Below are 20,745 nucleotides of genomic sequence, written 5' to 3' on the forward strand. Positions count from 1 at the left end.
TTTTTACTTTTGAATCGGGACAGGAGGAATTGGGATGGCGGTGTATCGTAATGTGCAGGTGAATTTTTGGCAGGATGATTTTGTTTTGGATTTGACGCCGGAGGAGCGGTATTTTTATGTTTACTTATTAACTTGTTCGAAGACGACGCAATGCGGGATTTTTCCTTTTCCGAAGCGGTTAGCTGAGATGGAGACGGGTTATAACAGGGAGACTGTTGATAAGTTAGTGCAGCGCTTTATTGATTATGGAAAGATTCTTTATGATGCGGAGACGAGGGAGTTATTTATTTTAAATTGGCTTCGTTATAATCCTGTGACGAATACGAATGTGGAGAAGTGTGTGCTTCGTGAGCTGAAGGGTGTGAAGAATAAGGAGTTTGTACATATGTTTCTTCAGAAGTGTGCGGAGGAGGAGCTGAGTGTTCCGATGCTTTTAGCACATTTCGGTATGCCTGGTGATTTGGCTATTCATGATGTTGATCCAGTTTGCGAGGAGACGGAGGAAAAAGAGGTTGCACAGGAAGAAACGGGAAGTAAGGTGTTCACGTTTTATGAGCAACATTTTGGTAGTTTGTCTCCTTTTACGGTGGAGGAATTGAATGCATGGATGAATGATTTGTCAGAGGAGCTGGTGCTGAAGGCTCTTCAAATTTCGTATGAGAATAAAAATCGGAAGATGGCTTATGTGAAGGGGATTTTGCGTGGTTGGCACGGGAAAGGGTTTACGAAAGTGTCTGAGGTTGAGGCGGATACTGCGAATTTTCGGAAGAAGGGGGCGTCTGTTAGTACGGGGGAGACGGAGAATTTTTTGGCGAAGTGTGAGGAGTGGGAGAAGAATGCGCCGTCTGAGGAAGAGCTTCAGCGCTTTTTAGCGGAACGCGGGTGGCGGCCATGAGTATTCAAAATGTGGAGGCGGAAAAGACGGTGTTAGGTTCTCTATTACTGGATGGAGAGCTTATTAAGGAGTGCCGTTTGACGGAGCAGTATTTTTCTATGCCAGTGCATAAGTCTATATTTCAGCTGATGCGAAAAATGGAAGAAGAGGGGCAACCAATTGATCTTGTGACGCTCGTTTCTCGGATGAATCCAAATTTTTTGGAGAATATCGGGGGAATGGAGTATTTTATAGCATTAATAGAGGGTGTGCCTACGACTAGCAACTTTTCTTATTATGAGGGGCTTGTTCGAGGTGCATGGAAAATGTATCAGGCTGGCGTTCTTGGGCACAAGATGGGAGAGCGTCTTATTACGGAGAAGAATGAGAAAATTATTGGTGAGACGATTACGGCACTTTGTGAGTTAGAGGAAAAGGACTATGTATGTGAGTTTGATTTGAAGGATGCGTTAGTTGGTTTGTATGAAGAGCTTCATCAAGATACGAAAGAGAATACTGGTATTGAGACTGGTTATACATCGTTAAATAAGATGACGTGTGGATTACAGGAAGGTGATTTTGTCGTTCTTGGTGCGCGTCCTTCTATGGGAAAAACGGCGTTTGCGTTAAATATTGCACTGCATGCGGCGAAGTCTGGAGCGGCGGTTGGGTTGTTTTCGTTAGAGATGAGTAGTAAACAATTGTTAAAAAGGCTGGCGTCTTGCGCGGGTGAAGTGTCAGGAGGTAGGCTGAAAAATCCGAAGCATCGTTTTACGATAGAGGACTGGGAAAAGGTGAGTAAGGCGTTTGCGGAAATTGGTGAGTTGCCACTTGAGATTTATGATAAGGCAGGCGTTACAATGCAAGATATTTGGATGCAGACTCGTAAGTTAAAGAGGAAGCACGGCGATAAAAAGCTGTTAGTTATTGTAGATTATTTGCAGCTTATTACGGGCGATCCAAAGCATAAGGGCAATCGATTTCAAGAGATTAGTGAAATTTCACGTAAGCTTAAGTTATTAGCGCGTGATTTAAATGTTTGTGTAGTAGCATTATCGCAATTGTCTCGTTCCGTAGAGTCACGTCAAGATAAGCGCCCCCTTTTATCTGATTTAAGAGAGACGGGACAAATTGAGCAGGATGCGGATGTCATTATGCTTATGTATCGCGAGGATTATTATGATAAGGAAACGAAGCAGAAAGAGATGACGGAGATTCATGTGGCGAAGCATCGGAATGGACCTGTGGGGAGTTTTAAGCTGCGATTTTTGAAGGAGTTTGGGCGGTTTGTGGAGATGGTAAATTAGTAGGAGAAAAAAGGTGCGATTAAAAGAGATACTATAATTTTTTTACAAAGAGTAGTATAAAGAAAGACGTAAATAATGTTGAGAGATAATCAAAAAGTTCTTAAATATATAAATTTGTTAAGGGAGTATCCCTAGCTTTTTGCTTTATTTGGATAGAGGTAAATAAAGCATAAGTTTTCTATTTAATTAACTTATGCTTTGTTTTTTGATTCTTTGAATATGCTTCTTATTTTTCCATAAAGAAGGATTTTCGCTCTGTAGTAATCCATTGCTCCAAATTATCTTGGCTACGTTGGACAAGTCGATTCACTAACACATCATGCCATACATAATCCTCTAATAGGTATATATGAACGGGGTCATCTGTATAAAAAGCAATATTACGCTCCTCAAGTGATGGTCCATAAATCATCTCTTTAGAATCTATCGATAAAATAAACCAATGTTCTGTAGACAGGGTTTCTGTATAAGGTGTTATACGATGGGCTTCTAGATTTTTAATGGGATTTTCAACATGCAGGGTAATACCTTGTACTGTAACTTTATCAGCTACCTCAGATAGTTCCTCTTTTAACGCTTCATACATCTCATCCCACATTGAAATGACAATACGTTTTTGGGCTTTTTTTATTAATGCCTGACAGTAGCTAATTATTGTTTTATTGTCTTTTAAAGTAATCACTCGATTATCTGTTTTTTCCTCGAAAGTTTCTAGTTTTTTTAATGAATCACTGATTACTTCATAAGTAGACTGCCATTCTGATTGCGCCTTTTGTAAAAAGATTTCAACAGGTAGAGGTGAATAGCGAGTGGTGTCATTTATTTCTTCCTTCATGACAATTCCTTTTTCTACAAGGTTACCCAAAATCTCATAAATTCGCGCTCTTGGGATACCCGAATCCTTACTCACTTGGTAGGCTGTGACAGGCCCCTGTTTAACAAGAGATACATAAGATTTAGCTTCATATTCATTAAAACCAATTTTTTTAAGCTGTTGCACTATGTAGTCCACTTTTTTCGTCCTCCGATGTTTGCTTTTATATTTCAACGTTACAATAACTGTTTACATTTAGCAAATTATTAGTTACTATTCGAATAGTGACTAAAGGGGAGGCTACTAGTATGGATTTTTATTTAGACCCATCAGTATTAATTATTTTGATTGCTTTTGGATTTTTAGCTGCATTTATTGATTCAGTTGTAGGTGGTGGAGGACTCATTGCCTTACCCGCTTTATTATTTACAGGACTGAATCCAGCAAGTGCAGTAGCTACGAATAAACTAGCGTCGACAATGGGGTGTGCAACTAGTAATATTGTGTTTTATCGTTCTGGTAATCTTGATTTGAAATCGGCGTTTAAATTATTTCCACTCACTTTCATAGGTTCCGTAATAGGTGCATGGACCGTTCATTTAATGAACCCAGAAGTACTGAAGCCATTGATGCTGATCATGCTTGGTGCGGTTGCTATTTATACGATTTTCAAAAAGGATTGGGGTAGTGTTTCCACTCATAAGAAATTGTCCGGTCGAAACTTCATTATTTTTACTTTTTTTATTTTTATTATTGGTTTTTATGATGGGTTTTTAGGCCCTGGCACAGGTTCATTTTTAATGTTTTCTCTTTTATTTATTGGGTATGATTTTTTAAAAGCAGCAGGTAATGCGAAGCTTCTTAATTTAGGAAGTAATGTTGGTGCATTGTTGATGTTTATGTATGTAGGGCAAGTAAACTATGTGTATGGTTTTATAATGGGGATTGCTCAAATTGCTGGAGGGATTGTTGGCTCCAAATTTGCTATAAAAAAAGGAAGCGGGTATGTTCGTGCTCTTTTCATTACAGTAACCTGTTTATTGTTAGCGAAAAATCTTTACGATTATATTCATTAAGTAATTTTGAACATTTTTTAGATGCTACCTCATTCGAAGATAGCATCTAAAAAAAAGCTCATTTAAAAGAAAATTTAAGTTAAGAGAATGAAAATAATACAAATGACTATTTTCGGGGTATGTTCATCTATCTTAATAAAATACTCACTCCACATTCTTCTTATAATTAGGCCTCAACAAACTCTTAAAATCCACCTCAGCAATCAACACACTTACTAATATAAGTGTTGCTCCTAAGTACCCTTTTCCTGTGAGCGTTTCACCTGTGAAGAAGAAGGCAAATCCTGCGGAAAAGACAGGTTCTAATGAAAAGATAAGACCTGTATGTGTGGGAGTGGTGTATTGCTGGGCAATAACTTGCACAATGAATGCGACTGCGGTGCAAAATATGCTTAAGGCTAAGATTATTAGCCATGAGTCGATAGTGCCAGGAAGTTTTGGGGTTTCCATAACTAATGAAAAAATAAGACTAAATAGGCCGACAAAACCGAGTTGTACTACCCCAAGCGCAATTGAATTCACATGTTTTGTTACGCTTCCAGTAATGATGACGTGAATCGCATAAAATAAGGCAGACAGTATGCAAAATATATCGCCGTTACCAATCTTGAATTCACTAGTTAATGTTAGTAATCCGATTCCTATTATCGTTAACACAATTCCTACTATAACTTTCTTTTCAGGAATGTGTTTTAAAAATATAGCTGATAATATCGGAATGAAAATGACTGTGAGACATAGTAAGAAACCGGCATTAGACACACTAGTATACTTTGTGCCGAATGTCGCAAAAATGTAAACGATAAATAAAACAGAAGCTAGTATAAAGGCATACTTTACAGTTTTAAAATCAATTTTGAATAAGTGTTTGTAAAATATTAAACCTGATAAAAGAAAGGCAATAATAAATCGTAATGCGATTAAATTATATTCTTCTATGCCATCAAGTCCAAGCTTTGTAAGTAGGATGGATGCACCCCAAAAAAATGTAACTAGTAGTAGCATTAAATCAGCTTTTAATTGAATTTTCATTTCTATTCCCTCGTTATGTATAATTTATGATTCTATACCCCTTCTCCCATTGTTTATTTTAATATTAATTCTGAATATTAAAAACATAAATTTATCGACGTTTTTTTCAGAACAATTGGGAAGTAATAGTATGTATATAAAAAGCCCAGTTTAGAAGGGCTTTTTTCTATGTAAAATTTCATTTGTTTTGTTTACATAATATCTTTACAATCATTTGATAAAATAAAGTCAACTGCATATTGTGAGGGTGGATGGTTATCCCTTCTTTCTATTCGGAAGGAAAGGAGGTGATAATATGGAGTTTTTGATTGATCTTGTAAAAGAGTTTGTGAAAGCGACTGTGCGCGAAGTTTCAGCGTATTTTTTGCGGAAGCAACTTCTGGATAAGGACAACAAAAAACCCACTCCGCGCCGTCACAAGCAAAAGGGTGGGTTCCGCAAAAAGAAATAGCTTATAATAACCACCACCCTAAGCGGTAGCAGTTAGGGAAGAGATGTTAGCGCATCTCTTCTTTTTATTATATGCAATTTCATTCGATGTCACACTTATATAGTATTCTACTGAAAATATATCATATGTCTATTTTTGGGTCAATTTGATTACATGATCTAAAAGTTGTAATACTACTCCTTTTCAAACTGAAAAATATCCCGGTTAATAAGTTGGTGAAGAAATTGGTCCATTTCAGCAGCAGAAACTGTTCTTCCGTTTTGAAACCACCACGCACTTAATGAGGTGATTGCCCCTGAATAAAATTCAATGGTTAAATCATTTGGCATCGTATGATTTTTACACAGTTGATTTAACGCTTCTATTTCTTGTTTTCTTGTTTCGTGACTTAAATACTGTGTCCGGCTAATAAATTGTTCATCAGACATTTGCGCCTCTAATATTTTACCGATTTCTTCATGGTGTAGAAATTGTTCCATTACTTGAAATGGTTTACTTAATCGATCTGAAACCGGTATTTCAGCAATCATCTTGCTGTAGCGTTTAAATCCAAATGCTAATAAAGCATCTTTATCTTCAAAATGTTTATAAAAGGTTGTTCGGTGTACCATCGCGCGATCGCATATTTGGTTAATCGTGATGGAACTATATTTTTGTTTTGATTGCGTCATTAATTCAAATAAGGAATCCCAAAGTAATTTATGTGTACGTCTAATACGTAAATCAAGCTGTTTTTCATTATCGTTCATCTACAATTCTCCTTTTTTGTAGATTAAATATACAATGGCTTTAAATTGATTCTCCCTTTTTAATCTACATATGTATATTATATTACATGTGTTCCGGTGTATTTAAAGATTTTTAAGTAAAAAACAGGAGGAGAATCAATACATGAATATAACAACTAAGAGCCCTGCAAGTGGCAAAGTTGATACTTCTAATATGAAACATACCCCCATTTTAATTGCATTACTTTTAGGGGCAATGGTTGCATTATTAAACGAAACATTACTTGGTAATGCGTTAACTGTATTAATGAAAGAATTTGACGTAACAGCTTCAACTATTCAATGGCTTTCTACAGCTTACATGTTGGTGGTTGGGGTTTTAGTCCCGATTACAGCGTTACTTCAGCAATGGCTCACAACGAGACAAATGTTTTTAATCGCTATGGTAACGTTTTTAGTCGGTACATTAATTGCGGGATTTGCACCGACATTTTCCGTTTTATTAGTCGGCCGTATCGTCCAAGCAGTAGCGACGGGGTTAATTTCACCGTTATTAATGAATACGATTTTAATTATTTGTCCACCTGAAAAGCGTGGTGCCACAATGGGATTAATCGCACTTGTGATGATGTCAGCTCCAGCAATTGGCCCTACATTATCTGGAGTAATCGTTGATTCATTGAATTGGCGCTGGTTATTCTACATTGTTATTCCTATCGTGATTATTTCAATTATGATTGGAATGAAGTACATTAAAAATGTTTCAGAGTTAACAAGGCCGAAAGTAGATTATCCATCTATTCTTTTATCAACATTAGGTTTCGGCGGGATTGTGTATAGCTTTAGTGCATCAGGTGACTTAGGGTGGCCCGATCCGAAAGTGTATGGTGCTTTAATTGTTGGGCTTATATCACTATGTATTTTTACTGTGCGACAATTAAAAATCGATAATCCAATTTTAGAATTACGTGCATTTAAAGTCCCGATGTTTACAATATCAGTTGGATTAATCGTCATTGTGATGATGTCGTTATTTTCAACGATGACTTTATTACCGATGTTCCTGCAAACAGTGTTACTCGTTACAGCCTTTAAATCAGGAATAATAATGCTTCCGGGAAGTATTATTAGCGCCATAATGGGACCGATCGCAGGTAAACTATTTGATAAATTTAGTCCGAAAGTTGTTATCGTTCCCGGTATTGTGTTAGTAGGTATTGCAATGTTCTTATTTAAAGGCATTACTCCTGACACATCAATGGTACAAATTATTGTCATGCATAGCGTATTAATGGTCGGGCTCATGTTTGTAATGACAGCACAAACATATGGATTAAATCAATTAACACCAGATTTATATCCGCACGGAACAGCACTGTTTAATACGTTACAGCAAGTAGCTGGCGCAATTGGTACGGCTATCTTTATTTCGAAAATGTCTTCAGGAACAACTAAGTATATGGAAAGCTCAGCAAATCCAATGGACCCAGTAGAGAAGTTAAACGGTTTAACATCTGGATTCCAAGGTGCATTTACACTTGGATTAATCTTTATCATTATTGCTTTTATCGTATCGTTGTTCTTAAAAGAAGAGAAAAAGGAAATAAAGGCAGCGCAGGTTTTACAGAACGAGAATTAAGGTTCATATAAAAAAGACATCTTTATGATTAAAGATGTCTTTTTACATTTCTTTCGTAATATCATACTGCAGCAATTGCCGTTGATCGTAAAACTTCTCAAAAATAATGCCCATTACGTAGAAGAACAATAGTCCGAAGCAAATGTGAATGAGTGTAAAGGTAGCTCCGAATGAAGAAAATTCATACACCATAATTGGTAATTTCACAGTTGTCCAAACGCCTAAGAAAAATACGATGTATCTAATACTCGCGCCTTTTTTTAATAGTAGTGCTGCAATTGGAAAGGCAACATAGAGGGGACCAGCTGCAATTCCGCCTAATAATAGGGAGAATAATATTCCATATATGCCGGACTTTTCTCCCATATATTTCATTAGCGTTTCTTTCTTCACCCACTGATCAAGTAACCCTACAAATACTAGGACAGGTGGGAGTAGAAACAACATATCTAAAATGCTATTCCCCGTTAATTGTAATGCGCTCCATCCTAAAGATTGGTTTATAAAAGTTAGAATGATAAGTCCAATCAGCAAAATGAAAAAGAAGCGATATCTTTTTAGTTCCTTCATACCATCACCACCCAAATGATATATGAGAATAGGAGTGACATGAGTAATGCAGATGCATTACGAGCGTAAGCAAAGCTTCGTCCGAATATCTTTTGTTCCATCGGCAAGGTTGTAATTCCTACTGACATTAGTGTAGACATGAGTGCCGCAACTTGAGGAAGACCTGCGCCGTGCTGCACTAACGTATTACCAAGAGGAAACACGACAAAGCTTGGGATAAGTGCCACAGATCCGAGTAGTGCTGAATAAATAATACCTAAAAATCCAGACTGTTCTCCAATGATGGAAGAGATGAAGGACGGCGTTAAGATAGAAAGTGATAGTCCAACGAAAAGCATGATGGAGAGCATGGCAGGGAGGAGGTTTCGAAATATTTTCCATGATTTTAATAGGGCAGCTTTCGTTTTATTCCGATCCTTCATAAAAGAAATCCCTGTAAGAATAATGGCCAAAGTGTAAAGGATAGCACCATTAATCATGATGGGATTCCTTTAAGTCTTTATATTTGTCTAAGAAAAATGATAAGTTTTTCATTTTTTCCTCAATATCCATTTGAAAATCTGCTAATTGTTCTTTTCCGGCTGTAGTAATTCTGTACATCTTTCTCGGCTGATCTTGAACTGATGTACTTACATAAGATTCAATAGCACCTTCGTTTTCTAATTTCTTCAGCGTGCGGTAAAGGATGGCACTATCAATTGGATTGACCGGAAGTTCTTCTTCACATTGCTGAAGTAGCTGTCCGCCATAGTTATCACCTTCTGCTAAAAATAACAAAAGAAATGCACCTGTATGTCTTCCTGTATGCTTCATGAATATACCTCCTAGAATGAATTGGAATATATACTGTTAATGACAGTATACTGTTGTTAACAGTATATGGTGCATGAAGTGCTATGTCAATTTAAAAATGTTACTGAGGGGAAATGGCAATTCATGTTTTAATCTTGTTAAATAACAAAATAAAAGCCTACTGTTTTCTTGTGACAGTGGCTTTCATAGTTGGTAAACTACTATATTACGCTTAGGGAATCTCGCCTTTTGATAGTAACATATATATGTTAGCCCTATATTGAGAAATAAAAAAAAGACACTCTCAAGAGTGCCTCTTATTAGCAGCCGAATCCGCCGCCCCAACAGCTAGCTCCAACGATGATTAATAAGATAAAGAGCACAACAAGTAAGGCGAATCCACCGCCAAAACCACAGCCTCCACCACAACTACCACCATAGCCTCCACAACTACCACCATAGCCCATATTAACTCCTCCTTCCATAAAGTCCATATATTAATGGATTTATATCACTTTATGTTTTTACGGATAAACTTGAGCAGGTCCTTTTGAAAAAATAAAAGTACTCGGTATTTTAAAAGAGTTGACGAACTTATTTTTGTCACGAGTATTCCGCTTATTACATATGGTATTTTATTCTGTGCATTGGGGGAAAGGAGATCGTTATGGCTAATTCTGAGATGATATTACGTTTACTTACGGATTTAAAGATTGAGCAGCAAGCTTTAAAAGAACAGCTGGAGAAAATGCAAACAGCTTTGAGTATTCTTGAAGAAAAACCAACTATTCCTGAAGAGAAATCAACTACTCTTCAAGAGAAACCAGTTGTTACAAAGCAACGTGGACATTCTGGGTTTCCAACATCTTTTCGTGATTGGAGAGCATCTTCTCAAAAGAACTAAGGAATCCTATTATAGTGAGTTATACAAAATCACAAATGAAAAAGTACAGTCTACTGTAGTTAATACAGAGGCTGTACTTTTTGTTATGTTAGTATAAGTTGTGATAGGTGGTTTATCTATTTTGTAGAAAAGCCATTTTTACATTTTCTTTTGACTATTCCACTTTTAACTCGATCCCTTTATCCAACATATCGCCACTCACTTTTAAAGTTAATCCCTGCGTATTTTTCGGAACATCGAATACAATGTTCCCTTCCGAATTTTCATTAGGATTAAGAACACTAAATTTAAATATAGCAGTATTTGTATATTTGAGTACTAATTGAGATTCATTAGAAATGTGATATTCTCTTCCGGCTCCGTCAATTAATTTAAAGTTATTGCTATTTAGTGTAATGGGTTCCTCTTGACGATTATGCACTCTGACGTCTAATACTTTAAATATACCTTGTGCTTTAACTTCTCCATTACAGCCCTTTCCGAACGAGAAAGCCCATTGCCTTTAGGCATGGGATGAAAGTGAGGTTGGATACGGAGTACCACTAAAAATCGTAAGGTTCGTGGTACTTTAAGTATCCAAAGAATAGGTAGTTTCTTTGGGTCTGTTTGTTGTAATTTTTCGAAAATAAATGATACATTGTAACTATGATAAATGATTATAGAAGAATGTTTCAAAGTGTTGGTTGAAGAGATATGTAACGATCTTGATATTGTTAGTATCGCAATGGAATAGGATACCAAACACGTTCATTTGTTTTTAAATACACTGTCAACACTTAGTCCTGCTGATACAAGGGCAAAAATAAAAGGAGTGACATCAAAGTGTTTGAGAGAAGAATTCCCTCATCACAAGCACTTGCAAAGTTTATAGACGCGTTCCCATTTTGTTTCTACTGCTGGAAGTGTATCAAATGAGACAATAAAATAGTATGTTGAGAATCAAAAAACAAAGGGGTGAAACGTATGTCACAGACCCTAACAGTGAAAGTGAAATTGCTTCCCACAAAAGAACAAATTCGTTTATTGGAACAAAGTAGCCGAGAGTACATTAAACTCATAAATACACTTATATCTGAAATGGTTGAAACAAAGGAAAGTACGAAAAAAAGTACGAAAGATATTGAAGCGAATATACCAAGTGCGGTGAAGAATCAAGCAATTAAAGACGCGAAAGGCTTATTTGCTACAAAAGTAAAGAAAAGCAAGTATAAAATCATTCCGATTTTAAAGAGACCTGTTTGTGTATGGAACAATCAAAATTATTCATTTGACTCCACTCATATTTCAATCCCGTTTAAGGTAAAAGGAAAGTCAACTCGTTTAAAGGTCCGTGCTTTATTAATCGATAAAAAAAATCGCAATTTGGATTTGTTAAAACATAAGTTGGGTACACTTCGTATCACAAAGAAATCGAATAAGTGGATGGCCCAAATATCTGTCACACTTCCTACAAATGAAAGAGCAGGGACGAAAATTTTAGGAGTAGACCTAGGTCTCAAAGTCCCCGCGGTAGCAATCACAGCCGATGACAAGGTTCGTTTCTTTGGGAATGGTAGGCAAAATAAATATAGGAAGCGTAAGTTTCGTAGTGTTCGTAAGAAGTTAGGAAAAGACAAAAAAGTGAATGCGATTCGGCGATTTGATGATAAAGAACAAAGATGGATGCAAGATAAAGATCATAAAATAAGTCGTGAAATCATTGATTTTGCAATTGCTAATCATATTTCTGTCATTCGTTTAGAGCAACTAACGAATATAAGACAGACGGCAAGAACAAGCCGTAAAAACGAAAAAAACCTACACGCTTGGTCATTCTATCGTTTGTCACGATTTATTGCGTATAAAGCAACATTAGTTGGTATTCAGGTTGAATATGTAAATCCGGCTTATACAAGTCAAAGCTGTCCGAAATGCGCTGAAAAGAATAAGGCACAAGACAGAAAATACAAGTGTCCATGTGGGTTTGGGACACATCGTGATATCGTTGGGGCGATGAATATTCGCTACGCAACTGTGATTGATGGTAACAGTCAATCAGCCTAAGCACCTATATGGTCTGGTTTAGGAGGGGCAATGAGATGCCCTCATCTTGAAGGCTGTTTAAAACAGAAATGGACTGCGAACGTTTAGTCATTCAAGAATCCCACTCGTAAATCCGTAAGGATTCGGGCTTGCGACTTTAGTCGTGGGAGTCTCAATGCTAGATGTATCATGTGAACTGCAAGCTGATAATCCAAATAAGAATGTGCTACATAATAATGATGTTACTAACTTTTTGTTCATAGTTTGTTCCTCCGAAATAAAAGTACTTTCATGGGTGCCATAATGATTTAATAAATCTATATTTTTCTTTATATGTATTAAATGTTACATTTTATTATATTTATTTTGGAATAAAAAGGAAACTAGATACAAATAAACAAGACACTTTGCAGTGTCTTGTTTATTTAAGTTATGCGCATTACTTAATAAGACGTTAGTTACTCATCCTGAACATGAGTAACTATGTAAGATGGTTTAATTATAACATTTTAACCAGTAATGGGTCTATATGGAATTCTCAATAGTTTTTTTAAATTATTCAGAATGATACATGTGGTGAAAGGTATATATTATCTATAATAATTGTATATATAACTAGCCTTGTAATGAGTTTCTACTATATTTGAAATTGAAATATAAATGAAAAGAAAAGCACAAAGAAGGGGCTGTGGAATATGGGCGCTTGGGGAACTGGATTATTTGTATGTCACACTAAAGACCGAAAGTGATGAAGAGCTTTTTATTACAAAGAAAAGACACCCATATAAGAGTGTCTTTTCCGATAGTTTTTTAGCAGAAGCAAGAAGCTCCAACAATGATCAATAAAATAAACAATACAACTAGTAAAGCAAAGCCGCCGCCACAACTACTACAACTACCACCAAATCCCATAATAGTTCCTCCTTTAATAAGAGGGGAAAACAAGGGGTCACTCATGTATTTTAACGGATTCAATTTACTTTATGTTTTTTACGCAATAATTGAGCAGGTCCTTTTGAAAATAAAGAAAAGACACCCTAAGGTGCCTTTCTCCGACTTGAACCATCTTAATTTTAATAATATTGGTCATTGAGAAAAAAGAAAAAGCCCTATATAGGGGTATCACCACACGACTAGCCAGCACTCACACCTAAAAACAGGATGGAATGATAAAATGCAAGTTTAAGGAGGGGGAAGAATGAAAAATGTACATAGATGGTTAAATTATTTTGGTTTTATATGTGTGTGCATGTCTAGCTTCGGTTTTGTTTCTCGTTGGATTTTTCGTGATGTGATTGCACTCGATCAATTACTTGTTTTGAGTATAGGAAATATTATTTTAATAACAGCGTTTTTTGTAAAACGTTGTAGTAAAGAGTTACGAGGTGATAAAGGTTAATCGCCCTAAATGTAGTTTTAGAATTTCGCAATCGGAGTATATCTTTTGAAAAAGACTTATTGAATAATGACAGTTTATTTTAAGAAAGTAAATCGATAATATAGTAAATAATACTTTCCTTGACCCTGTACTATGGCACAGGGTTTATACTTTATATGAGGTGAGACAGATGCAATATCTTATTATCGGAACTTTAATAGATTCAGAAAAGAAAGTAGAAGAATATTTATAAAAATAATAAATTGTAAAGGTGGGAGAATAATGGAAGATTGTTGTAGTAACCTTAAAGGAATAAAAATTGAAAATAATGGTCATTGTCCATCATGTAAAAATAAAGCTAAGAATGTAAAGTTGATTACACTAAAATCATTGCTTAAACCATCGGCATTAGAAACATTAAATGCTAAAGAAAATCACTATTTTTGTTCAAACGAAGATTGTGATGTAGTCTATTTTGATACGAATAATAAAAAATACTTTGTATCTGACATAAAGGTAGCTGTAAATCAAAAAGATGAATCAGCAACTACACCAATTTGTTATTGTTTTGATTGGACAAAAGAAAAAATCAAACAATATGTAGAAAATGGACTTACTCCCAATCCAGTAGAGCATATTCGCGAAAACATAAGAGAAAATCGATGTGGTTGTGAAGTAAACAATCCACAAGGTAGTTGTTGTTTAGGCAATGTTACAACTTATATTAGAAAAATGTCATAAGGAACTTAAATGTTGCTTTTTTTCATCAAAATACTTTGGGGTATTTCAAGATCTCAAGTCGATGGGCATGTGACGTTGCCTCATACTCACCAAGCTAGTTAGGGTATGTTAAGTAAACCTTATGGATTTGTATATCTCATCCATCCACTTTCAGATTGTTTCGCTTTATACTTCCCATAAGACAGAAGCTTCATTGCCGAGCGATTGGCCGCATGAAAAACCAAGTTTAGCTTCAATTCTTCTTCCATTTCACTGGGATAGGTGGTAGATTCATAAACATAATAACCCGCCATGATACAGGGGATTACTTGCTCCGGTTCAAATCCATAAGCAGTTGCATCATCCACAACCAAATCAATGATGCATCGGTTTCCATCTTTAACTTTTTTCTGGAGTAATTTTTTTACCGATCCTGGTACTAATTCTAATATTTTATCCTTCATGTCAGTCACCTCATCTTTTATCATGTCCAGATAGCCTGGGGATATGTGTCAAACAGAATGAAGTTCTAACCGTAATTGCACAGGTTTAACAAGATCTTAAGGACTATATCACCCTAAAAGAGAAAATGAATTTAAATAAAAGAAACCCCGATTGTCTGCGGGGCTCCTAAGGGTAATCGTCAAGTAATGACGTACTCGACTAATTAACGATATCATGAATTTTTCGGTAAAAACGCTATTTTAATTTCAAACAAAAGAACAGTCAGCAAAAGCTAACTGCTCGGTTCTCCAAGGGGGAACAAGGAGAAATAACTTAATCGGTTGTCTACAGTATTGACGGAATATTGAATTTTATTCAGGGGACTATGTTATATGATTGATAAAAAATCCCTTTATTAGCAGTAAAACTCCGAGGAGAGACAAGACTTCAATTGAGAACCAAAACATGCTTTTTTGAGGTTTTTTAAACTCCATTATTATGGAAGAAAATAAAAAGGTTGCAATCATCATGATAATTAAGAGACGGATTATATCAGACATTAATAGCACTCCTAATATTTAATCAGTTTCATTATATAGTTATTTCCAATGAGATGGAATTTAAGAATTGTTTTATTGAAATTCGAACAAAAAAGGTCCTGTTGTCTCCAACAGAACCTTTTCTAAAATGGCAAAGAGTAACTCTTACCTTACTCTTCTGCTATATAATACACAAAACACGTATAGATGTGTAGAACAAGAAATTCCAATATAATTATTTGAATAAAGTGTTTAAAAGTATCTTGTCGGGGTTTAATATAAGGAATTAAATTACAAACGTTGATTTATCAATGGATATTAATGATGAACTAGAAAATGATAGTTAATAAAAAAATATTACAATAATGAAATGTGAAATATTGCATATTCAATCAAAATAGAAATTTACAAGTAGAAAGCGAGGAATAACAATGGGGCTAGGAAACCATAGAACAGAAAATAGTTTGAGTGTAAATGACAGGTGTTCCGGGTTCTACTATTTATGCGAAGAATGTCATTGGGAATTCCATAGACACTTCGAAACAGTTAAATCACACGAGTATGTTACGGAGACACCTAAATATACAGAATTGATAGGATTATGGGAAGTATTGAATGATCCATTATCTATGAAAGAGTTCAAGGAACTTGTTTATAAAGGATTGTATTTAAAAAGAAATGTACAAAAATCATTTAATGAAGAAGAAATAGAAGCAAACAACAAACAATTAAAGTAGCGAATTCGCTGCTTTTTTATTTTACATAGAAAAAAGGAAACCGCAAAGGATCCTTTTTATATTAAGCTGCTTTATAATTTTTATTTTTAATCCTATTTCTAGTATCCATAAATGCGGCGAATGTCGCTATAGCACCACCTAAATCATAAACTTGGAATTTGTGGACAAAAGCAAGTCCTACAATGAAATTGTAGCTGTATATAAAGCATGTAATACCGAACAGCCATAACATGAACTTTAAATCTTTTAAGCTCAATCTATAATTCTTAATTTTTTTCCACATATGTATCAACTCCTATTGTTCTGAGGTTCTATAGTTTTTCTTGCAGATCTCTCGCATGTTTACGATAAAGAATAGAAAGAAGATAACAGCTGCGATGCCATTAACCCAGTAATACGTACGTCCCATCGTGAATCCATCATAGAAGGAATAGGCATTCCAAATTATAAGGATTATTGAGCAGATAGTAGAGATCATTAATGAGCCAAAACTTCTCATGCTTTTCACCTCGATTCAAAGTTTTAGAACTTTTCGTACAATTATACATTTAAATAAAAAGATTTACAAAAGGAATTACCATAAGGAGGGGGGGGATGACTATACGCCCTAACGGGACAAACTGTTGGGAATTGTGAAGGAAACGGCGGTTCTAATGTGGATATCAATATGTTAAGTCAGGTGGATTCGATACTAACTCCTTAGATGAAGCTATTCAAGCTATGGCAGAACGAGGAATAAAAGGTAGCGTTAATGTTGATTCACTTTCTGGACTGTGTTATATCCAAACCGATGTCCTACCTAATACAGAGTTAGATAAGATTACTTGGTGGGTGGATACTTGATCAGGTGGTAAATGGTGGTATGAATATATCAAAGTTAGATAATAGTTGAAGCCGTCCTTAATCGGGCGTTTTCAACTATTATCTAAATGCTTCTTTAGTTTTCTCTATTGTGTTCTGTTCCTCTTTTGTATTTGTAAATTCGATAACCATAACAGACGGTCCAAAACCTAAACAAACAGCCTTTATCTTGCTAATTCTCACAAGAACTTACACTTTTTCTCTATCTGTATTTAACCTAGAATACAAGATTCTTTCATTTTTATTCCTGGATATATTTGAAAAACTGTATGTTTTTTATCTCAAATCAATTACATCTATAAATTTAAGGAAAATTCTGTTATAAGATGCATCAGTGCAAGTTATTAAATTCTTTATCGGATTTATGTCAGTTACAGTCACATATCTAGTAAGTAAATGACCATCTCTATAATAAGTAATCAATACCTTCTCTTCAGAAAGAAATGAACATAGTAACTTGTTTTCAATAATTTCTTGTTTGTCTTGGGTTAATGTAGGGCGCTCCACTTTTGTTTGTTTTTTAACAATCTTACCAATACCGATGAATTTCTTCGGTATTGAAGTGAATGGAGTCCGCTTAATCATTCCTATTTCTTTTGGCATATGTGTATAGTTCATGCTGTATATCTCCCTGATTGCTATTAATAACTGTATCATTATATCAATTTTTGGAGATGTTAGGATTATTTATATAATTATAAGATAAACATTTAGAGGTTTTTGACTCCTTATAAAATCAACCCAATTTAACTAAGCATGATTTATATATATAATTGAGTAATGCACATGAATCAATTATTACCATAGATGTAAGCAATATTTATAATGCAAAAGAATTGCATTTACTTCTTAAAGAGAAGCTTGAGTTTTCTAATTTGTACGGGGAAAACTGGGATGCTTTTTGGGATTGTATTACAGGATTGGTGTGTCCTTTGCCAAACAAAATGATCTTCGACGGATGGTCAAAGTTTGAAAAAAGGTTACCGAGAGATACGAAAATAATGAAAGAGTGTCTTCTTGATTATAATGAAGAGGATAGAAAGGATCCTGAATGAGCGTCTTTTTTATTAAAATTTATTTTTTAAAGAGTTACCTAGAAGAGAACAAGCTATTAATTAACAAAAAAGAAAAGACACCCTAAGGTGCCTTTCTCCGACTTGAACCATCTTAATTTTAATAATATTGGACTCCCGTCCGAATATTATTTTACCATGTTAAGTTGTTTTTGGAAATATGCCATATCGATAATTACAATATACGTTTTAGTTTTTAAATTATTTATCTTTCTAAAAGTTGAAATTAATAAGAACCCCATAAATGATAAACCATTCCACTAACGAAAAATACTAATCCTAAAAACAAAACAATTAAAGCAAGTACTCCATTTTGATTATGTTCCATAAAATTAGCTCCTTTTAGATTTATTTTTATCCCGCTATTTGTGGGCAGTAAAACTCCCACCTCAAAATTCAGCTGGAGCAAAGAAGTTAGGTGGGAGCCCTGCTGCCCGTAAACGCCCGATTGGTGAAGGCTAATACTCAGTGGGGGATGAACAAAACCCCCACTGAGTAAAGTTTCACTTTATATACAAAAAAGCCTTTAGTCGTAATTATGGCTAAAGGCTTTGATCATTATACTTTTTAGTTTATAAAATTTGAAACTGAAAATGTACTAGCTTGATAATGAAGCTTGGCTATTAGAATTGAAAAATTTTAGTTTTATTATAATTAACAGAAATGAGAGTAGTGTGAATATAAATCCGCTCCAAATAAGTTGGTGAATACCTAAGTTTGAAATGAACCAGCCTCCAATAGTTGTTCCTAAAGTAATTCCGAGATTTGAGAATGAAACGAATAGGCTATTACCAAATTCAGGCGCTTCTTTTGCTTCGCTTATTAACCATGTTTGACCAACAATTAATCCACCAGCATGTACGATTCCCCAAATGAATACGATAAAAATCATTGGAACAAGGTAGGAACCTAAATAATAAACCAATATGTAAACAATAGAATATAGGATAGGGAATAATATTACTGTATTTACTATACTTTTTTGCAGGAGACTACCAAATAAATGATTGCCTAAAATCATAACTATGCCAAATATGAATAGCATGATACTGATGAGAGATCCATTCATGGAAGTTACTTTGGCAAGGTACTCAGCGAAGTAGCTGTATACGGAAAACATGGCTGCAAAAAGGAATGTGACGGTTAAAATATTCAACCATAATCCTGGTTTGCCGAGTATACGAATTTGTTTGCCGAAAGACATTTTTTCTTTAACAGGCATAGAAGGAAGTAGGATTAGTATTCCAATGAATGCAAGAGTGTTAACAAGCGCTCCGAATAAGAAAGCAATTTCGAGTGAAAATTGGTCTGCAAGGTAAGAGGTTAGTGGTACACCTAAAGCAAAGCCAACAGTAATTCCCATGAAAACTTTTGTAACCGCTTGACCGCTCTTTTCTGGAGGGACAAGTTTAGCAGCTGTTACAAGAGCAATTGAAAAGAAGAGTGGGTGAAGTGCTGCCGGTAAAATACGAAAAATAAGCATGATTTCAAATTGTGTTGTATAAGCGTAGATTATATTTGAAATAACAAATGCAAAAATTGCTGTTAATAAAATTATTTTGCGATTAATACTAGAGACGAGCAGAATTAAAAACGGACCAGAAATAGCAACAACTAGTGCAAATATACTTACTAAAAATCCAGCTTGTGTAGTTGAAATTCCGAATTTTTGAGTGATTTGTGGTAATACGCCGACAATACCCATCTCGGTAGTAATAATTCCGAACACACCTATTGCGAGTGTCAGAATAAGTAAAGGATTTACTTTTTTCATTTATAAAACTCTCCATTCGTATCAGTATTTTGAAAGTAAATTCATTAACAAAGAAGCATTATTACAAGTATGATTGGATGCCAATATTATCTGGACTATGTAATTTTAAATACAATAACAGATATCTAAATAACTAGATATGATATATTAAAAAATTTTCTCCTTTCTATGTTTCTTGCTTTTATAGGTAGTGCAATTTTTTAAAAAAATAATTGGATACCTGTAAAAAAGCAGAATGTGTGAAAGCTAATAATCAATTGATATGTAGATTGATTATTAGCTTTCATTTTATAATTCGTTTTGAACGTATTCAGAAAACTCTCGTATTGTTTTTTCATTTCGGCGATAGTAGGTCCATTTTCCAATTCGGTCAGAGTCTAGTAGTCCTGCTTTTTTCATAGTTAATAAATAACTAGAAATAACCGATTGGGCTAAGCCAGTTTTAAGCTGGATATCTCCTACACACACTCCAACTTGAAAGCTAAGGCCTTGCTCTAGATAAGGTTTTTCATCGAAATGGTTTTCTGGATTTTTCAACCATGATAAAATTTGACATCTCGTTTCATTTGACAATGCTTTATAAATTAATAAAGGTTCCATAAGGATATTATATCTACTTTTATAGATTTGTAAATGGGTTTTGGTGATTTTAAGGGGATAAGGTATACGTGATCCCCTTAAATAGGAATAAGGTGCTCTTGATCTGTACCTTTTGTAAAGGACATTCTAAAAAAAGTTAGGCAACCTAAAAAAGATGATTTCTGTATGCAAACAGGAGTCATCTTCTTTAAATTCTATTGATAGCAAGAGTGATTATAGTACGTCATATATTTCTTAATTTCATGTTTTAACTGAACAAACGATTCACATGATTTTATATATGCTTCATCGGTTAAAGTACTACGAGGATTACGTGCAAAAATGATAATATTGTTAGGTTTAAGCATGTTGTTGCCTAGCTATTAATGGCGGATTCCTAAGAAGAGTAATAATAAAACCAAACTGAAGAT

Annotated in this window: 27 protein-coding genes and 4 pseudogenes; 13 read left to right on the forward strand and 18 right to left on the reverse strand. The window is 34.9% G+C overall.

Translation table 11 applies throughout. From position 1 onward, the window contains the following. Window positions 1-34 precede the first annotated feature (34 nt). Window positions 35-895, forward strand: coding sequence for a DnaD domain-containing protein (locus JFU54_RS20825; RefSeq protein ID WP_201066163.1), 861 nt, complete (start codon window positions 35-37; stop codon window positions 893-895). Beyond that, window positions 892-2,181, forward strand: coding sequence for a replicative DNA helicase (dnaB, locus tag JFU54_RS20830; RefSeq protein WP_201066165.1), 1,290 nt, complete (start codon window positions 892-894; stop codon window positions 2,179-2,181). Before JFU54_RS20825 ends, dnaB begins: the two co-directional genes overlap by 4 nt. A 226-nt stretch (window positions 2,182-2,407) precedes the next feature. Here the strand turns inward: dnaB and JFU54_RS20835 are convergent, their stop codons facing one another. Then, the gene (locus tag JFU54_RS20835) at window positions 2,408-3,193 is read right to left on the reverse strand and encodes a TrmB family transcriptional regulator (RefSeq protein ID WP_070139661.1); all 786 of its coding nucleotides are present in this window, start codon (window positions 3,191-3,193) and stop codon (window positions 2,408-2,410) included. Between the two features lie 110 nt (window positions 3,194-3,303). Here JFU54_RS20835 and JFU54_RS20840 point away from each other — a divergent pair, with 110 nt between their 5' ends. Next, window positions 3,304-4,071, forward strand: a complete 768-nt coding sequence (locus tag JFU54_RS20840; protein WP_201066171.1) for a TSUP family transporter — start codon at window positions 3,304-3,306, stop codon at window positions 4,069-4,071. Window positions 4,072-4,215: 144 nt separating this feature from the next. On the opposite strand, the gene JFU54_RS20845 is transcribed toward JFU54_RS20840, so the two are convergent. Then, window positions 4,216-5,103 (reverse strand): DMT family transporter, encoded by an 888-nt coding sequence (locus JFU54_RS20845; protein ID WP_201066173.1) that lies wholly within the window; start codon window positions 5,101-5,103, stop codon window positions 4,216-4,218. Between the two features lie 295 nt (window positions 5,104-5,398). Between JFU54_RS20845 and JFU54_RS20850 the strand changes: the two genes are divergently transcribed. After that, a complete protein-coding gene (locus JFU54_RS20850) occupies window positions 5,399-5,554 on the forward strand; it encodes a hypothetical protein (RefSeq protein WP_201066174.1) in 156 nt (51 codons plus the stop codon). A gap of 173 nt (window positions 5,555-5,727) precedes the next feature. Here JFU54_RS20850 and JFU54_RS20855 read toward each other — a convergent pair whose 3' ends face one another. Further along, window positions 5,728-6,303, reverse strand: coding sequence for a TetR/AcrR family transcriptional regulator (locus JFU54_RS20855; RefSeq protein ID WP_201066176.1), 576 nt, complete (start codon window positions 6,301-6,303; stop codon window positions 5,728-5,730). Window positions 6,304-6,445: 142 nt separating this feature from the next. Between JFU54_RS20855 and JFU54_RS20860 the strand changes: the two genes are divergently transcribed. Next, on the forward strand, window positions 6,446-7,921 hold the full coding sequence (locus JFU54_RS20860; protein ID WP_201066178.1) for an MDR family MFS transporter: 1,476 nt from the start codon (window positions 6,446-6,448) through the stop codon (window positions 7,919-7,921). 42 nt (window positions 7,922-7,963) lie between these two features. Here JFU54_RS20860 and JFU54_RS20865 read toward each other — a convergent pair whose 3' ends face one another. The 4 genes from JFU54_RS20865 to JFU54_RS20880 all read right to left on the reverse strand — a co-directional run bounded on the left by JFU54_RS20865 (window position 7,964) and on the right by JFU54_RS20880 (window position 9,750). Then, on the reverse strand, window positions 7,964-8,491 hold the full coding sequence (locus tag JFU54_RS20865; protein ID WP_201066180.1) for a permease: 528 nt from the start codon (window positions 8,489-8,491) through the stop codon (window positions 7,964-7,966). Continuing rightward, entirely contained in the window at window positions 8,488-8,970 is a 483-nt protein-coding gene (locus JFU54_RS20870) for a hypothetical protein (RefSeq protein WP_033706476.1), read from the reverse strand. The genes JFU54_RS20865 and JFU54_RS20870 overlap by 4 nt, the downstream gene beginning before the upstream one ends. Then, the gene (locus tag JFU54_RS20875; protein ID WP_151304814.1) at window positions 8,963-9,304 is read right to left on the reverse strand and encodes a PadR family transcriptional regulator; all 342 of its coding nucleotides are present in this window, start codon (window positions 9,302-9,304) and stop codon (window positions 8,963-8,965) included. The genes JFU54_RS20870 and JFU54_RS20875 overlap by 8 nt, the downstream gene beginning before the upstream one ends. A gap of 299 nt (window positions 9,305-9,603) precedes the next feature. Continuing rightward, window positions 9,604-9,750, reverse strand: coding sequence for a YjcZ family sporulation protein (locus tag JFU54_RS20880; RefSeq protein ID WP_000540380.1), 147 nt, complete (start codon window positions 9,748-9,750; stop codon window positions 9,604-9,606). A 200-nt stretch (window positions 9,751-9,950) separates the two neighbouring features. Between JFU54_RS20880 and JFU54_RS20885 the strand changes: the two genes are divergently transcribed. After that, entirely contained in the window at window positions 9,951-10,187 is a 237-nt protein-coding gene (locus tag JFU54_RS20885) for a hypothetical protein (RefSeq protein ID WP_002140614.1), read from the forward strand. A gap of 154 nt (window positions 10,188-10,341) precedes the next feature. Here the strand turns inward: JFU54_RS20885 and JFU54_RS20890 are convergent. Next, a pseudogene (locus JFU54_RS20890) lies at window positions 10,342-10,656 on the reverse strand (DUF4352 domain-containing protein); the annotation flags it as partial. Window positions 10,657-10,845: 189 nt separating this feature from the next. Here JFU54_RS20890 and tnpA point away from each other — a divergent pair. Together tnpA and JFU54_RS20900 are read left to right on the forward strand one after the other, a co-directional pair. Then, window positions 10,846-11,115 (forward strand): annotated as a pseudogene (gene tnpA, locus JFU54_RS20895) (IS200/IS605 family transposase); the annotation flags it as partial. A gap of 35 nt (window positions 11,116-11,150) precedes the next feature. Continuing rightward, window positions 11,151-12,230 (forward strand): RNA-guided endonuclease InsQ/TnpB family protein, encoded by a 1,080-nt coding sequence (locus tag JFU54_RS20900; RefSeq protein WP_201066182.1) that lies wholly within the window; start codon window positions 11,151-11,153, stop codon window positions 12,228-12,230. 87 nt (window positions 12,231-12,317) lie between these two features. On the opposite strand, the gene JFU54_RS20905 is transcribed toward JFU54_RS20900, so the two are convergent. Both JFU54_RS20905 and JFU54_RS20910 read right to left on the reverse strand, forming a co-directional pair. Then, window positions 12,318-12,470, reverse strand: coding sequence for a hypothetical protein (locus JFU54_RS20905; protein WP_201066184.1), 153 nt, complete (start codon window positions 12,468-12,470; stop codon window positions 12,318-12,320). A 549-nt stretch (window positions 12,471-13,019) separates the two neighbouring features. Next, window positions 13,020-13,121 carry a YjcZ family sporulation protein gene (locus JFU54_RS20910; protein WP_000505688.1) on the reverse strand — a complete coding sequence of 34 codons (102 nt, stop codon included), beginning with the start codon at window positions 13,119-13,121 and terminating at the stop codon, window positions 13,020-13,022. 286 nt (window positions 13,122-13,407) lie between these two features. Here JFU54_RS20910 and JFU54_RS20915 point away from each other — a divergent pair, with 286 nt between their 5' ends. Both JFU54_RS20915 and JFU54_RS20920 read left to right on the forward strand, forming a co-directional pair. Continuing rightward, entirely contained in the window at window positions 13,408-13,608 is a 201-nt protein-coding gene (locus JFU54_RS20915) for a hypothetical protein (RefSeq protein ID WP_012260457.1), read from the forward strand. Between the two features lie 261 nt (window positions 13,609-13,869). Then, complete coding sequence (locus JFU54_RS20920) at window positions 13,870-14,328, forward strand: putative iron-sulfur cluster-binding metallochaperone (RefSeq protein WP_002166233.1); 459 nt, start codon at window positions 13,870-13,872, stop codon at window positions 14,326-14,328. 119 nt (window positions 14,329-14,447) lie between these two features. Here JFU54_RS20920 and JFU54_RS20925 read toward each other — a convergent pair whose 3' ends face one another. After that, a complete protein-coding gene (locus JFU54_RS20925; protein WP_002064068.1) occupies window positions 14,448-14,771 on the reverse strand; it encodes a hypothetical protein in 324 nt (107 codons plus the stop codon). A gap of 950 nt (window positions 14,772-15,721) precedes the next feature. Here JFU54_RS20925 and JFU54_RS30250 point away from each other — a divergent pair. Beyond that, entirely contained in the window at window positions 15,722-16,027 is a 306-nt protein-coding gene (locus JFU54_RS30250) for a hypothetical protein (protein ID WP_012260458.1), read from the forward strand. Between the two features lie 61 nt (window positions 16,028-16,088). Here JFU54_RS30250 and JFU54_RS20935 read toward each other — a convergent pair whose 3' ends face one another. Together JFU54_RS20935 and JFU54_RS29845 are read right to left on the reverse strand one after the other, a co-directional pair. Then, the gene (locus JFU54_RS20935; RefSeq protein ID WP_002125677.1) at window positions 16,089-16,310 is read right to left on the reverse strand and encodes a hypothetical protein; all 222 of its coding nucleotides are present in this window, start codon (window positions 16,308-16,310) and stop codon (window positions 16,089-16,091) included. Between the two features lie 12 nt (window positions 16,311-16,322). Then, window positions 16,323-16,526 carry a hypothetical protein gene (locus tag JFU54_RS29845; RefSeq protein ID WP_080019748.1) on the reverse strand — a complete coding sequence of 68 codons (204 nt, stop codon included), beginning with the start codon at window positions 16,524-16,526 and terminating at the stop codon, window positions 16,323-16,325. A 99-nt stretch (window positions 16,527-16,625) separates the two neighbouring features. Here JFU54_RS29845 and JFU54_RS30255 point away from each other — a divergent pair. Continuing rightward, window positions 16,626-16,870: pseudogene (locus JFU54_RS30255) on the forward strand (N-acetylmuramoyl-L-alanine amidase C-terminal domain-containing protein); the annotation flags it as partial. A 78-nt stretch (window positions 16,871-16,948) separates the two neighbouring features. Here the strand turns inward: JFU54_RS30255 and JFU54_RS30100 are convergent. Further along, window positions 16,949-17,071 (reverse strand): hypothetical protein, encoded by a 123-nt coding sequence (locus tag JFU54_RS30100; protein ID WP_274378587.1) that lies wholly within the window; start codon window positions 17,069-17,071, stop codon window positions 16,949-16,951. Between the two features lie 93 nt (window positions 17,072-17,164). Continuing rightward, entirely contained in the window at window positions 17,165-17,506 is a 342-nt protein-coding gene (locus tag JFU54_RS20945; RefSeq protein WP_012260460.1) for a YolD-like family protein, read from the reverse strand. A 155-nt stretch (window positions 17,507-17,661) separates the two neighbouring features. Between JFU54_RS20945 and JFU54_RS20950 the strand changes: the two genes are divergently transcribed. Then, window positions 17,662-17,943 carry a barstar family protein gene (locus JFU54_RS20950; protein ID WP_201066185.1) on the forward strand — a complete coding sequence of 94 codons (282 nt, stop codon included), beginning with the start codon at window positions 17,662-17,664 and terminating at the stop codon, window positions 17,941-17,943. Between the two features lie 616 nt (window positions 17,944-18,559). Here JFU54_RS20950 and JFU54_RS20955 read toward each other — a convergent pair. The 3 genes and pseudogenes from JFU54_RS20955 to JFU54_RS20965 form a co-directional block, all read right to left on the reverse strand. Next, window positions 18,560-19,735 carry an MFS transporter gene (locus JFU54_RS20955; protein ID WP_002140622.1) on the reverse strand — a complete coding sequence of 392 codons (1,176 nt, stop codon included), beginning with the start codon at window positions 19,733-19,735 and terminating at the stop codon, window positions 18,560-18,562. A gap of 288 nt (window positions 19,736-20,023) precedes the next feature. After that, complete coding sequence (locus JFU54_RS20960; protein ID WP_002087249.1) at window positions 20,024-20,335, reverse strand: ArsR/SmtB family transcription factor; 312 nt, start codon at window positions 20,333-20,335, stop codon at window positions 20,024-20,026. 194 nt (window positions 20,336-20,529) lie between these two features. After that, a pseudogene (locus tag JFU54_RS20965) lies at window positions 20,530-20,631 on the reverse strand (TetR family transcriptional regulator); the annotation flags it as partial. Window positions 20,632-20,745 lie beyond the last annotated feature (114 nt).

Source organism: Bacillus sp. TH19 (assembly GCF_016651075.1).
GTDB classification, from domain to species: Bacteria; Bacillota; Bacilli; order Bacillales; family Bacillaceae_G; genus Bacillus_A; species Bacillus_A mycoides.